General features: G+C 74.3%; 13 protein-coding genes. 9 read left to right on the top strand and 4 right to left on the bottom strand.

Annotation, left to right across the window (positions count from 1 at the left end):
* Nucleotides 1-916: 916 nt before the first annotated feature.
* The 5 genes from ACN9MS_RS10975 (at nt 917) to ACN9MS_RS10955 (ending at nt 4,365) form a co-directional block, all read left to right on the top strand.
* On the top strand, nt 917-1,537 hold the full coding sequence (locus ACN9MS_RS10975; RefSeq protein ID WP_426308662.1) for a TetR/AcrR family transcriptional regulator: 621 nt from the start codon (nt 917-919) through the stop codon (nt 1,535-1,537).
* On the top strand, nt 1,534-2,127 hold the full coding sequence (locus tag ACN9MS_RS10970; RefSeq protein WP_426308661.1) for a hypothetical protein: 594 nt from the start codon (nt 1,534-1,536) through the stop codon (nt 2,125-2,127). The genes ACN9MS_RS10975 and ACN9MS_RS10970 overlap by 4 nt, the downstream gene beginning before the upstream one ends.
* Nucleotides 2,128-2,187: 60 nt before the next feature.
* Nucleotides 2,188-2,907, top strand: a complete 720-nt coding sequence (locus ACN9MS_RS10965; RefSeq protein ID WP_426308660.1) for a histidine phosphatase family protein — start codon at nt 2,188-2,190, stop codon at nt 2,905-2,907.
* Between the two features lie 55 nt (nt 2,908-2,962).
* Nucleotides 2,963-3,514, top strand: coding sequence for a DUF3090 domain-containing protein (locus tag ACN9MS_RS10960; protein ID WP_426308659.1), 552 nt, complete (start codon nt 2,963-2,965; stop codon nt 3,512-3,514).
* A 95-nt stretch (nt 3,515-3,609) separates the two neighbouring features.
* Nucleotides 3,610-4,365 (top strand): SCO1664 family protein, encoded by a 756-nt coding sequence (locus ACN9MS_RS10955; RefSeq protein WP_426311879.1) that lies wholly within the window; start codon nt 3,610-3,612, stop codon nt 4,363-4,365.
* A 62-nt stretch (nt 4,366-4,427) separates the two neighbouring features.
* Here the strand turns inward: ACN9MS_RS10955 and ACN9MS_RS10950 are convergent, their stop codons facing one another.
* Nucleotides 4,428-5,192: an SDR family oxidoreductase gene (locus ACN9MS_RS10950; protein ID WP_426308658.1), complete on the bottom strand. Its 765-nt coding sequence runs from the start codon at nt 5,190-5,192 to the stop codon at nt 4,428-4,430.
* A gap of 100 nt (nt 5,193-5,292) precedes the next feature.
* Here ACN9MS_RS10950 and ACN9MS_RS10945 point away from each other — a divergent pair, with 100 nt between their 5' ends.
* Together ACN9MS_RS10945 and ACN9MS_RS10940 are read left to right on the top strand one after the other, a co-directional pair.
* Entirely contained in the window at nt 5,293-6,156 is an 864-nt protein-coding gene (locus ACN9MS_RS10945; RefSeq protein ID WP_426308657.1) for a helix-turn-helix transcriptional regulator, read from the top strand.
* A gap of 64 nt (nt 6,157-6,220) precedes the next feature.
* The gene (locus ACN9MS_RS10940; RefSeq protein ID WP_426308656.1) at nt 6,221-6,790 is read left to right on the top strand and encodes a dihydrofolate reductase family protein; all 570 of its coding nucleotides are present in this window, start codon (nt 6,221-6,223) and stop codon (nt 6,788-6,790) included.
* A gap of 16 nt (nt 6,791-6,806) precedes the next feature.
* Here ACN9MS_RS10940 and ACN9MS_RS10935 read toward each other — a convergent pair whose 3' ends face one another.
* Nucleotides 6,807-7,187: a VOC family protein gene (locus ACN9MS_RS10935; RefSeq protein WP_426308655.1), complete on the bottom strand. Its 381-nt coding sequence runs from the start codon at nt 7,185-7,187 to the stop codon at nt 6,807-6,809.
* Between the two features lie 94 nt (nt 7,188-7,281).
* On the opposite strand from ACN9MS_RS10935, the gene ACN9MS_RS10930 reads away from it, so the two are divergent.
* Nucleotides 7,282-8,544 (top strand): AI-2E family transporter, encoded by a 1,263-nt coding sequence (locus tag ACN9MS_RS10930; RefSeq protein ID WP_426308654.1) that lies wholly within the window; start codon nt 7,282-7,284, stop codon nt 8,542-8,544.
* Between the two features lie 5 nt (nt 8,545-8,549).
* Here the strand turns inward: ACN9MS_RS10930 and ACN9MS_RS10925 are convergent, their stop codons facing one another.
* A complete protein-coding gene (locus ACN9MS_RS10925; RefSeq protein ID WP_426308653.1) occupies nt 8,550-9,620 on the bottom strand; it encodes a helix-turn-helix transcriptional regulator in 1,071 nt (356 codons plus the stop codon).
* Between the two features lie 135 nt (nt 9,621-9,755).
* Here ACN9MS_RS10925 and ACN9MS_RS10920 point away from each other — a divergent pair, with 135 nt between their 5' ends.
* Complete coding sequence (locus ACN9MS_RS10920) at nt 9,756-10,172, top strand: VOC family protein (protein WP_426308652.1); 417 nt, start codon at nt 9,756-9,758, stop codon at nt 10,170-10,172.
* A 54-nt stretch (nt 10,173-10,226) separates the two neighbouring features.
* On the opposite strand, the gene ACN9MS_RS10915 is transcribed toward ACN9MS_RS10920, so the two are convergent.
* Entirely contained in the window at nt 10,227-12,059 is a 1,833-nt protein-coding gene (locus ACN9MS_RS10915; RefSeq protein WP_426308651.1) for a thioester domain-containing protein, read from the bottom strand.
* Nucleotides 12,060-12,085 lie beyond the last annotated feature (26 nt).

The raw sequence follows: 12,085 nt of genomic DNA, 5'->3' as shown, positions 1-12,085 counted from the left end.
ACGGGCCGACGGGGCGCATCCTGGTCCAGCTCACTACAGGCTTGGTCTGTGTCAACGCGTTCCTGCTCGGGATCGGTGTTCTCGGGGCCTCCTACGCCGCCTACGAAGACCGGGCCCTGGCGTCCCTCTGCGTGGTGCTCGCGGTCCTCTGGCTCTGGGGTTGGATCGAGTACGAGTTCGCGAAGCCGGGCCTTCTCGTGATACCTGAGGCCAGGCACATCGCTGGAGCGCGGTCGAGACCGGGGCCGCGACCGTGAACGACTGTGATCGACCCCGATCGCACGCGTGGTTCAGCACGCGGGCGTCGATCTGGTGTCGGCCATCACGCTCTGATGTGGCGTGTCGGGTCCTCCGTGCCATGCTCGCCGGGCAAGCGACGAGCGGGACGCATGGCTGAGACGAGACTGAGGGACTCGCAGTGGCGAACCGGGTCAACACGACGCACGACTGGTCGGCGTCGGTCGATCACAAGCACCTCGCGGACGTCCGGCGCCGTGCGTGCGAGCTCGCACGGGGCGGTGTGGACCGTCTGGTGCTCGAGGTGCTGGCGTATGCCGCAGAAGAGGCCGAGGACCGTCGCCGGGCTCCACTGTCGTAACCCTGGACGCACTGGGGCGCGACCGTCGCCGGCGACGGTCGTGGCACCGTGACGCTCCCCGACGACGCGGGCCGGTTCGTCAAGAAGCCGGTGATGGCGACGCCGGACCTGCGGTTCTTGACGCGGCGGCGCCGCCGGAGCTGCCGGACGGAGGCGCGCGGCGCGGGATGTCGGTCGTCAGCGCGCTCAGCGTCCGCCTGATTGGCAGATGCGCTCGGCCGCGCTCAGGAATCTGCTGCCGACCCTTGACTCGGGCCCGAACTTCGGGTGGAGTCGGTCTAGTAACTCGTACAGTGGTGTTCGACTATGGAGGGCGACATGCCCGGCGTCACCCAGCAGCAACCCCAGCGTGCCGACGCGCGCCGGAACGTCCAGGCGATTCTCGATGCCGCGGCGGTGTGCCTCAGCCGTGATCCGGACGCGAGCGTCGCGGAGATCGCGCGGTCCGCGGGAGTCGGCAGGGTCACTCTCTACGGACACTTCGAGAACCGTGCGGCGCTGGTCGAGGCGGTCGTCGCGCGCGCGATCGAGGAGGGTGACGCAGCGCTCGACGCCGTCGACCTGTCCGGAGACGCACGTGAGGCGTTGGCGCGGCTCGTGCGGCAGAGCTGGCTGACGGTCGTGCAGGTCGGATCGCTCCTGACCGCGGCAGTGGAGGCCCTGGGGCCCGAGCGGGTGCTCGCGCTGCACGAGCGGCCGGCGTCCCGGGTCGAGCGGCTCGTCGAGCGAGGTCGTGCCGACGGGGTGTTCCGCGCCGACCTACCGTCGTCCTGGCTGGTCGGCACCCTGCACCGGGTCATGCATGGCGCCGCGGAGGAGATCGACGGGGGCCGGCTCGCGCCCGACGACGCGGCGACGACCATCACCGCGACGGTCCTCGCTGCGTTCACCCCGCCCGGCACGCCGGTGCCCGCCGTCCCGGACGAGGCGGCGCGATGACCACCGCGGACCGCACCCCGGAGCGCACCGCGGGACGCGCGCTCGCCCGGCCCGCGGCGCGGTGGCCCGTCGCGACCGGTGCGCTCTTCGGCGGTGCCCTCGCCGTGGCCGCGTGGGACGGCTTCTCCGACACCGCGCAGTCCTCGCTCGTGCTGACGGCCGCCGCGTTCGTCTACCTCGGCGCGGCCGCGCTCGGTCGCCGCGACGCCGCGTGGCCGCTGTTCGGGCTCACGTTCGTGCTCATCGGCGTTGGGTTCGCCGTCCCCGGCTTCGACCCGTTCTGGGCGATGCTCGGCATCGTCGTCGTGCTGGCGGTCTACGGCCTTGCACGCGGGGCCACCCGCCCGGCCTGGGGGCTGCCGCTCCAGGCGGCGGCGATGGCCGTCGTCTTGGGCGTCGCGGTCGGCGTCGCCGTCCTCGGACAACCTTGGGCCGGGCTGCTCGTCGGTGCTGGGTTGCTCGCCCACGCCGCGTGGGACGTCCACCACCTGCGCACGGGTCGCGTCGTCTCCGCGTCCCTCGCGGCGTTCTGCTGTGCGCTCGACGCCGTCCTGGGGGCGGCCGTCGTCGTGCTCGCCCTCGCCGCCTGAGGCAGGGCCGCCGCCCGCGCGCCGTCTGCTCCGGAGAGCGGACCCGCCTACGCTCAGGGCATGCCGACCGTCCTCCTCGTCCGCCATGGCCGCACCACCGCGAATGCCGGTGGCATCCTCGCCGGGCGAGCGGACGGGGTCGCGCTGGACGCCGTGGGCCGCGACCAGGCGACCCGCGCCGCCGCGCGGGTCGCGGGCGTGCCGCTCGCGCGCGTCGTGACGAGCCCGCTGGAGCGGTGCCGGCAGACCGCGCAAGCCTTGCTCGACCACCGGACGGTCATGCCGGAGTCGGTGACGGAGCAGGACATCACCGAGTGCGACTACGGGCAGTGGCAGGGGCGCGCGCTCAAGGACCTCGCCCGGGAGCCGCTGTGGTCCGTCGTGCAGACGCAGCCGTCGGCGGCGGTGTTTCCTGGCGGGGAGTCGCTGGCCGCGATGCAGGCCAGGAGCGTCGAGGCCGTCCGACGGCACGACGCCGAGGTGGCGGCGCGGCACGGCGCCGACGCTGTGTGGGCGGCCGTCTCGCATGGGGATGTGATCAAGTCCGTGCTCGCGGACGCGCTGGGCGTGCATCTGGACCTGTTCCAGCGCATCGTCGTCGGCCCGGCGTCGATCTCGATCGTCCGGTACGGGCCGCACCGCCCGGAGGTCGTGGCCGTCAACACCGACGCGGGCGACCTCTCGTGGCTGCGCGCGGCGGCGCCGGTCGGCGACGCACCCGTCGGGGGCGGGGCAGGCCCGTCGCAGCCCGACGACCCGAGCGACGTTCCGCCGTCCTGACGTCCGACCCGTGGCCGTCCGGTGCGGACGGGCCGAGCGCTCGTAGAGTGAGGGCATGCCCACTCTCGTCCACGAGCACGACTGGCCCGACCGCGTCGTCGTGGGGACCGTCGGGATGCCCGGCTCCCGCACCTTCTACCTCCAGGCCCGGACGGGCACCCGGACGACGAGCGTCGCCCTCGAGAAGGAGCAGTCGGCCGTCCTCGCCGACACGATCCAGCGCCTGCTCGACGAGCTGATGGAGGCGCCCGACAACCGGTACAGCGTCCCCGTCGACGTGCCGGCCGAGCTCGTCGACGACGACCCGCTGGACCTTCCCGTCGAGGAGGAGTTCCGCGCGGGGTCGATGCGGCTGAGCTGGGACCCGCGCACGGCGCAGGTGGTCGTCGAGGCGTTCCCGTTCGTGGACGAGGACGACGACCTGGACCCCGATGCGGACGAGCCCGAGCCCGCGGAGTCGTTCCTCATCCGCATGCCGGTGGGGACGGCGCGCGCCTTCGCCCAGCGCACGCGCGCCGTCGTGCAGGCGGGCCGCCCGGCCTGCCCCCGCTGCGGTCGGCCGGTCGACCCCGACGGGCACGAGTGCGTGCTGCCAGACGAGGCGTGACGTCCCCGCAGGACGACGTCGACGCGGCGCCGCTCGACGCGACGCCGCTCGACACCGCGGTACGAGACACCGCGCCGCTCGAGGTCGTCGGACGCATCCGAGCGGCGTCGAACGCGACGTTCCTGGCCCGGATCGGCGAGGTTCCGGTCGTCTACAAGCCGGTCGCGGGGGAGAAGCCGCTGTGGGACTTCCCCGACGGCACGCTGGCTGGCCGCGAGGTGGCCGCATACCTCGTCTCGGAGGCGCTCGGGTGGGGCATCGTGCCGCGCACGTGGCTGCGCGACGGGCCGCTCGGCCCGGGCATGGTGCAGCTCTGGCAGGACGTGGACGCGACCCAGTCGCCCGTCGACGTCGTGCCGACCGACGAGGTGCCGGCCGACGGCGTCCGGACCGTGCTGGAGGGCGTCGACGAGGACGAGCGCCCGGTGAGCGTCGTCCACGAGGACTCGCCGTCGCTGCGGCGCATGGCCGTGTTCGACGCGGTCGTGAACAACGCTGACCGCAAGGGCGGGCACGTGCTGCCGCTGCCCGACGGGCGGCGCCTCGGCGTCGACCACGGCGTCACCTTCCACGTCGAGCCCAAGCTGCGGACGGTGCTCTGGGGCTGGCTCGGCGAGCCGTTGGGCGACGACGAGCTCGCGGGTGTCGAGCGCGTGCGCGCCGACCTCGGGGCCGGCTCCGCCAGGGATACCGGCACGACGTCCGGCACCGACGGCGGCCTCCGGCTCCGAGGCCTCCTCGCGCCCGACGAGGTGGCGGCCCTCGCCGAGCGCTGCGACCGGCTGCTGCGCACGGCACGGTTCCCCGCGCCCGAGGGCGACATGCCCGCCGTCCCCTGGCCGTTGTTCTAGCTCGCCGCGTCCTGAGCCGCCGCGGCTAGACACCCAGCCCCGCACGCCGGACGTCCCGCGCCTCAGCGGCCGTGCGGGTCCGCCGCGTTGAGAACGCGCACCACCTCGTCGTAGTCGCCGCGCGCCTCGCCGAACCGGAGGAACTTCGCGCGCTCGACGAGGATCTCGTGCGCGTCCGGCTGCGCCCGCAGCAGGTCGACGACCTCGGTGACGAACTCGTCGAGCGGCATGGCGAACGCGCTCTCGCGCTGGCCGGGCATGAGGTCGGTCGCGACGGACGGCGGGACGAGCTCGACGACGTCGACGCTCGTGTCCGCGAGCTGGAGCCGCAGCGCCTCGCTGAGCATGTGGATCGCGGCCTTGGACGCGTCGTACGTCGGCGTGGCCGCGAGCGGCGCGAACGCCAGCCCGGACGACACGGTGACGATCGTCGCGCGCGGCCGGGTCTGCAGGTGCTCGACGAACGCGCCGACGAGCCGGATCGGGCCGAGCACGTTGGTCGAGACGATCTGCTCGGCGGTGTCGAGGAAGCCCTCGGGGTGGTGCCAGTCCTCGGTGCGCATGATCCCGGCCATGGTGACGAGCGTGTCGAGGTCGGGGTGACGGTCGAGGACCTCCTTCGCGGCCGTGGCGATGCTCTCGGGGTCGGTGGTGTCGATGCGCACGGTGTCGAGACCGGGGTGCTCGACGGCGATCCGCTCCAGGAGGTCGGTGCGGCGCCCGCCGACGACGACGGTGCTGCCCTGCTCGTGCAGCGCGACCGCGAGCGCCAGCCCGATGCCGCTCGTCGCGCCGGGGATGAAGACGGTGCTGCTCGTGATGTCCATGCCTCGATCCTGGGCGCCGTGCGCGCGGCGCGGCAGAGTTCGGTGGACGGGGGACCGGCGATCCCTGGCACGGGCGCCGCGCACCCCGGACGATGGGCGCATGGACCGCGCCGCGCTCGCCGACTTCCTCCGCCGTCGCCGGGAGGCGCTGCAGCCGGGCGACGTGGGGCTCCCGGCCGGGCTGCGCCGTCGGGCACCGGGCCTGCGCCGCGAGGAGGTGGCGCAGCTCGCGCTCATGTCGACGGACTACTACACGCGTCTGGAGCAGCAGCGCGGGCCGCAGCCGAGCACGCAGATGCTCGCGTCGATCGCGCGGGCGCTGCGGCTGTCCGACGACGAGCGGGACTACCTCTACCGGGTCGCCGGGCACGGGGTGCCCGACCGGGCGACCGACCCCGGCCACGTGGCGCCCGCGCTCCAGCGCGTGCTCGACCGCCTGGGCGACACCCCGGCCCTGATCCTCAACCCGCTGGGGGAGACGCTCGCGCAGAACGACCTGGCCCGCGCGCTCTACGGCGACGCGACGGCGTACTCGGGCTGGGACCGCAGCGAGATCTACCGGTGGTTCGCCCACCCGGGGACGGCACGCGCGATTTACCCCGCGGACGACCGGGACCGGCAGGGTCGGGCGCTCGTGGCGAGCCTGCGCTCCGCCGTCGCGGTGCTGGGCCCGCCGTCGCGCGCGGGCGAGCTCGTGCGCGTCCTGCGGCGCACGAGCCCGGAGTTCGCGGCACTGTGGGAGCGGCAGGAGGTCGCGCGCCGGTTCGTGGACCACAAGACGCTCGTGCACCCGGTGGTGGGGGAGATCGAGGTGGACTGCCAGGCGCTGGCGACCGAGGACCAGCTCCAGGTGCTCCTCGTGCTCACGGCGGCGCCGGGCACGGAGGCGGCGGAGAAGATCCGGCTGCTCGGCGTCGTCGGGACGCAGGACCTCGTGGGCGGCGGTGCCACGGGGCGCCGATGAGAAAGCGGGTCGTCGGTGGTCTGAGTCTGGTCCGGGCAATCGCGTACCAAGGGAGATCGACGAGATGAGACCGCTGCGCTACTCGATCAACGTCACGCTCGACGGCTGCTGCCACCACGAGGCCGGGCTTCCCCCGGACGAGGAGTCGATGCGCTACTGGACCGCCGAGATGGAGCGCGCCGATGCCCTCCTGTTCGGGCGGGTGACCTACCAGATGATGGAGTCGGCGTGGCGCAGGCCCGCCTCGGGCGTGTGGCCCGACTGGATGGACGAGTGGGAGGTTCCCTTCGCCGAGGCCATCGACCGCGCGAAGAAGTACGTCGTGTCGAGCACGTTGAGCGAGGTGGACTGGAACGCCGAGCTGGTGCGGGGCGACCTCGAGGAGGCGGTGCGGCGGCTCAAGGACGAGGCGGGCGAGGGCCTGTGGGTGGGCGGCGTGACGCTGCCGCTGGCACTGGCGGACCTGGGACTGATCGACGAGTACGAGCTCGTGGTGCAGCCGGTGCTCGCCGGGCACGGGCCGACGTTGCTCGCCGGCCTGCACGAGCGCATCGCGCTCGAGCTGATGGACCGCACCCCGTTCCGGTCGGGAGCGCTCGCCGTGCGGTACCGGCCCGTGCGCGACGCGGCGTGACCGCAGGCCCTCGACGTCAGGGTTCGAGGCGCCGGCGTAGCAGGCAGAACTCGTTCCCCTCGGGGTCGGCGAGCACGTGCCACGGCTCGTCGCCCGTCTGCCCGACGTCGGCGGGCCGCGCCCCGAGGGCGAGGAGCCGCTCGAGCTCGGCGTCCTGGTCGCGGTCGACGGGGTTGACGTCGAGGTGCAGCGGGAGCTTGCCCGCCCGCGGGTCCGTGCTCGGGCTGAGGATCAGGGTGGGCTGGAGGCCGCCGAACCCGACGTCGGGCGGGCCGATCTCGATCGAGCCGTCGTCCTCCCGGTCGAGCTCGACGTAGCCGAGGACGTCGCACCAGAACCGCGCGAGCAGCTCCGGGTCGGTGCAGTCGAGGACCAGCTCGCTGATGCGGGATGCCATGCGACGCACTCTACGGAGCGCGGTGCGGCGGCACACGGCGGGTGGGTCGCGATCGTGTCAGGCTGGCCGTCACGTGCGACGAGAGGGAGTCGGGATGGGGCTGGGCAGACGGCGGTCGGGCAAGCGGACGGGCGAGCGCGCCGAGGCGGTGGACGGGGGCGCCGTCGCGTCGCGCGACGAGCCGACCCACGGCGTGCCTGCGACCGTCCCGCGCGGGACCGACGTCCGCACCTCCGACGCGCCGTCGCGCCCGTCGGGCGTCTCCGCGCTGTGGTCGGACGGCGTCGGGCGCGCGGGCACGCGCTCGGTGCAGGTCCTCGCGATCGTCGCTCTCGTCGCCGTCGCGGTGTTCGCGATCACGCGGCTGACGCTCATCGTCATCCCGGTGCTCATCGCGCTCGTCCTCGCCGCGGCGATCTCCCCCCTCGTGAGCCTGCTGCGGCGCAAGGGCGTGCCGTCGTTCCTCGCGACGGTCATCGCGCTGCTCACGCTCGTCGTCGTGCTCGGGGTGGTCGTCTGGCTCGTCGCGGCGGCCGTCGTCGACCAGTGGCCGCAGCTGCGCGACCAGGCGATCGACGGCTTCGACGAGCTCCAGGCCTACGTGCAGGACCTGCCCTTCCAGATCACCGAGGAGCAGATCGCGTCCGTGCGCGACTCGCTCGTCGGCCTGCTCCAGTCCGACGCCGTCGGGGCCGGGGCGCTCGCGGGCGCCTCGCAGACGGTCGACTTCGTCGCCGGGTTCTTCGTCATGGTCGTCGTGCTGTTCTTCTTCCTCAAGGACGGCCCGGCGATCTGGGAGTTCCTGCTGCGCCCGTTCGAGGGCGCCCGGTACGAGCGGGGGCAGCGGATCGGCGAGACGACGGTCCGCACGCTCGGCGGCTACGTCCGCGGGACGGCGATCGTCGCGGCGGTCGACGCCGTCGCCATCGGCATCGGCCTCGCGATCGTCGGGGTGCCGCTCGTCATCCCGCTCTCGGTGCTCGTGTTCCTGCTCGCGTTCATCCCGCTCGTCGGGGCGACGCTCGCGGGCATCCTGTGCGCGCTCGTCGCGCTCGTGGCCGTCGGTCCGGTCGAGGCGCTCATCGTGGTCGCGATCGTCATCGCGGTGAACCAGCTCGAGGGCGACCTGCTCCAGCCCGTCGTCATGGGCCGCACGCTGCGGCTCCACCCTCTCGTGATCCTCGTCGCGCTGACCGCGGGCACCGTGCTCGCGGGTCTCACCGGTGCCGTGCTCGCCGTCCCGATCGCGGCCTCGATCTGGCGTGCGATCCAGGTGTGGGACGGGCCGGACCTCCCGGCGCGGTTCGCGCGGCAGAAGCGGCACGAGACGGTCGACGCCGCGCCCGCGTCGTCGTAGCCGCGCTACGGCTGCCCCCCGGTCGCCTGCCGTCTCAGCCGTCCGGCGACGGTCGCGCACGCCGCGGCGAGCTCGGCCGGCCCGGCCGCGAGCACGTCCGCGTCGAACGCGGCGACCCGGGCCGCCAGCGCTATCCACGACCACGAGCCCAGCGCGACCCGACAGCGGTCGGGCCCCAGGACCTCGACCGTGCCGTCGTCGACGAACGGGACGACGGCCTGCGCCGGTGCGGCGAGCTCGAACCACCCGCGGCACGGCCACCCCGCCTCGCCCGCGGGCGACGCGGACCCGGAAGAAGGCGTCGACCCGGCGAAGCGGGCCGAGACGAACGCGCCCACGTCGCCGCCGGGGATCTCGCGGCGCGCGAAGCGCGGTCCCGTCGGCTCCCGGGGCGTCGTGCGGTCGAGGCGGAACGTGCGCCAGTCGGCCCGGTCGAGGTCCCACGCGACGAGGTACCAGCGTCCGTCGCGCACGACGACGTCGTGCGGTTCCACGCGCCGCGGCGGCGCCGCGGCGCGGCCCGGGCCGGCGCTCGGGCCGTCCGCGCTCCCGGTCCCGGATCCGGCTCCGGTGGTGGCGACGGGTGGCGCGTAGTCGAGGCGCAGCACCTCGCGCCGGCGCACCGCGGTGCTCACGGCGAGCAGGACGTCGAGGTCGACCGACGGCGCCGGGCGACCGGGGCCGCCGGGGACCGGGACGACGTCAACCGCATCGACCCGGTGGCGCAGCCGCGCGGGCAGAACCTGGCGCACGGTCGCGAGCGCCCGCACGGCGGCCTCCTCGATCGCGTCGCCCGGCCCGTTCGTCGCGACGGTGCGCAGGGCGACGGCCAGCGCGACGACCTGCTCGTCGTCGAACAGCAGGGGTGGGAGCTCGGTGCCGGCGTCGAGGCGGTACCCGCCGTCGCGCCCGCGCGTCGCGACGACCCGGTAGCCGAGGTCGCGCAGGCGCTCGACGTCACGGCGCACCGTGCGCGGGTCGACGCCGAGCCGGCGGGCGAGCTCGGGGCCGGTGCGGTCGGGCCGCGCCTGGAGGAGCGAGAGCAGCAGGAGGGTCCGGCGCGAGGTCTCGGTCATGCGCCCATGCTCGCGCACCATGCGGACACTCATCGTCCTGATGGGCCGAGAAGGTGGTGGCACGAGCCCGGGGCGACGCCCGGGAGCGACGAGCGCCGCGACCGCGGGCCCGACGACCGACCCGAAGGAGACGCCATGTCCGTCCAGACCACCCCGCACCTCAACTTCCGCGGCGACGCCCGCGCCGCGCTCGAGCACTACCGCGCGGTGTTCGGCGGCGACCTCGTCCTCACCACGTACGGCGACCTGGGCCAGGCGCCGGACCCGGCCGAGGCCGACCTCGTCGTCTGGGGCCAGGTCACCGCGCCGAGCGGCTTCCGCGTCATGGCGTACGACGTCCCGGCGGGACGACCCTGGAGCCCCGGCGAGGCACCGTTCTTCGTCTCGGTGCGCGGCGACGACGTCGAGGAGGTCCGCGGCTACTGGGACGCGCTGGTCGACGGCGCGACCGTCATGGCACCGCTGGCGTCCTCGCCGTGGGCGCCTGTCTACGGGATGCTCACCGACCGGTTCGGGGTGACCTGGGTCCTCGACGTCGCGACCGCCGGGTGAGGTGCGGCGCGGTCCGGTGGCGGCCGAGGCTGCCGTCGGACCGCGCCGTCCCGGTCAGGCGCGGCGTCGCAGGAGCACGACCGTCGCAGCGCCGCCCACCACGAGCAGGAGGGCGAGCACCAGGAGCGACGCCGTGTCCGCGCCGGTGGAGGCGAGCCCGCCCGGGCCTGCGCCGCCCGGGCCCGCGCCGCCCGGCGTTGTCGGCGTGGTCGGCGTGGGCGTGGGGGTGGGCGCGGTGTCGTACGTGTTGGACACGAGCACCTCGGCGGTCTCGTCCTCGGTGATCGTCACGCTCTCGGGAGTCACCGTGGTCTGGGTGAGGAGCGTGCTCTCGGTCGCGCCCCCCGCGGTCTCCTCGACGGTGCAGGTCGTGCCGGCGGGGATGCCCTCGAGCTCGAGAGCGACGTGGTCGCCTCCCGCGAGCCCGCCCGGGAGCTCGACCTGCTGGTCGTACGCCCCCTCGGGGTCGTCGCAGGTCAGGACGAGGGTGATCGGCCCCTGAGCGCCCGCGGCGGGCCCGGCCACGGCCTTGCTCACGCGCAGCCCGCCGGTCGCGACGTCGTACGTGTTGGTGACCGTGACCTCGACCGTGTCGCCGTTGCTGATCAGCACCGACTCGGGCACGGTGCTGGTGCTCGTGACGACGACGAGGCCGTTGTCGCCGTCGTCGGTCTCCGTCACCACGCACGACCACTCCACCGGCAGGCCCCCGACGACCTGGGCGTGGTCGCCTGCCGCGGCCCCCGCGGGGACCGTGAGCGTGTGCTCGACGCTGTCCTCGCCGTCGGGGGAGGTGCACACGACGTCGAGGGTGACCTCGGACTGGAGACCGGCGCCGTCGCCGGTCACGACCTTGGTCACCTCGAGCGAGCCCGCGGCGAACGGTTCGAGCAGCGCCCCGGCCCGGCGGGTCAGCTGGCTCGGCTGGGCGAGGATGAGCTTCTGCGCGGCGTCCCGTCCGACGTTCGTCCCGTCGTACAGGTAGACCGTGCTCTCGAGGACCGTCACCTGTCTCTCGAGGACGAAGCCGTGCGGCCCGGTCTCCGAGGCGATCCGTGCCCAGAGCGTCGCGCCGGGCTCGACGGTGGCCCCGTCGGCGAGCGGGCTCGTCCCGTCCGGGTCGGTGAACACCTCGACCCCGAACGACCGGATGGTCGCCGGGCCGTCGGCCTCGACGGTGAAGGGGCCCACGATCTCGCCCGTCGCTGGCGCGGCCAGCGTCTCCGGCGTCACGTCGAGCGCCGGGGGCGTGGGCTCGGGTGCGGGTCCGTTCGCGAGCGCATCGGCGACGATCTGGGCGACGAGCGGGCGCAGCGGGTCGGTCGTCGCGAGGACGTAGGAGTCGGAGAAGAACCAGATCGCGGACTGGACGGCCGCCGCGCGCGCTGCGTCGGTCGCGGCCCCGGCGGGCTCGGCGGTGATCGGGTAGTAGCCGTCGAGGATGTAGCCGATATAGCCGAGGTTCGGGACGTTCGCCTCGTCCCACGTCCCGAGCTCGTAGTTGACCCCGACCTCCGTGTCGGTGAGCAGGTCGATGCAGTAGGTGAACGCCGTCTGGCCCGACACGGCGTCGGTCACCTGGATCGTTCCGGCGAAGGAGGCGTTGTCCTGCGTCGAGCCGGCAGGCACGTCGGCCGGATAGCCGGCGAGCGGGTCGAACCCGTCCGGTGCCGTGGAGCCGGCCACGGCCTGCCCCGCGCCGAGCGCGGTGATGGACAGCTCCGTGAAGGGGCCGCGCGGCCCGGCCGCTCCGCCGTCAGGGTTCGGCATCGCGCGGGCCGTCGGGGCGGCGGCCATGACCAGGGCGGCGAGCAGGGCGAACGCCGTGAGCCAGGTGAGGAGCCGCGCCGGGCCGCCCCGGGTGGTCGAGATCGTCTCGTCGTGCACGGCGGTTCCCCCTCGCGTCACAGGAC

The organism is Cellulosimicrobium sp. E-16, assembly GCF_049913115.1.
Classification (GTDB): Bacteria; Actinomycetota; Actinomycetes; order Actinomycetales; family Cellulomonadaceae; genus Cellulosimicrobium.
This window is presented reverse-complemented; position numbering and strand designations above follow the sequence as displayed.

What these genes read in the sequence shown, in the direction of transcription:
- ACN9MS_RS10945 (WP_426308657.1), top strand. Translation starts at nt 5,293, where the DNA reads ATGGACCGCGCCGCGCTCGCCGACTTCCTCCGCCGTCGCCGGGAGGCG.
- ACN9MS_RS10960 (WP_426308659.1), top strand. Translation starts at nt 2,963, where the DNA reads ATGCCCACTCTCGTCCACGAGCACGACTGGCCCGACCGCGTCGTCGTG.
- ACN9MS_RS10930 (WP_426308654.1), top strand. Translation starts at nt 7,282, where the DNA reads ATGGGGCTGGGCAGACGGCGGTCGGGCAAGCGGACGGGCGAGCGCGCC.
- ACN9MS_RS10940 (WP_426308656.1), top strand. Translation starts at nt 6,221, where the DNA reads ATGAGACCGCTGCGCTACTCGATCAACGTCACGCTCGACGGCTGCTGC.
- ACN9MS_RS10925 (WP_426308653.1), bottom strand. Translation starts at nt 9,620, where the DNA reads ATGACCGAGACCTCGCGCCGGACCCTCCTGCTGCTCTCGCTCCTCCAG.
- ACN9MS_RS10920 (WP_426308652.1), top strand. Translation starts at nt 9,756, where the DNA reads ATGTCCGTCCAGACCACCCCGCACCTCAACTTCCGCGGCGACGCCCGC.
- ACN9MS_RS10975 (WP_426308662.1), top strand. Translation starts at nt 917, where the DNA reads ATGCCCGGCGTCACCCAGCAGCAACCCCAGCGTGCCGACGCGCGCCGG.
- ACN9MS_RS10965 (WP_426308660.1), top strand. Translation starts at nt 2,188, where the DNA reads ATGCCGACCGTCCTCCTCGTCCGCCATGGCCGCACCACCGCGAATGCC.
- ACN9MS_RS10935 (WP_426308655.1), bottom strand. Translation starts at nt 7,187, where the DNA reads ATGGCATCCCGCATCAGCGAGCTGGTCCTCGACTGCACCGACCCGGAG.
- ACN9MS_RS10970 (WP_426308661.1), top strand. Translation starts at nt 1,534, where the DNA reads ATGACCACCGCGGACCGCACCCCGGAGCGCACCGCGGGACGCGCGCTC.
- ACN9MS_RS10950 (WP_426308658.1), bottom strand. Translation starts at nt 5,192, where the DNA reads ATGGACATCACGAGCAGCACCGTCTTCATCCCCGGCGCGACGAGCGGC.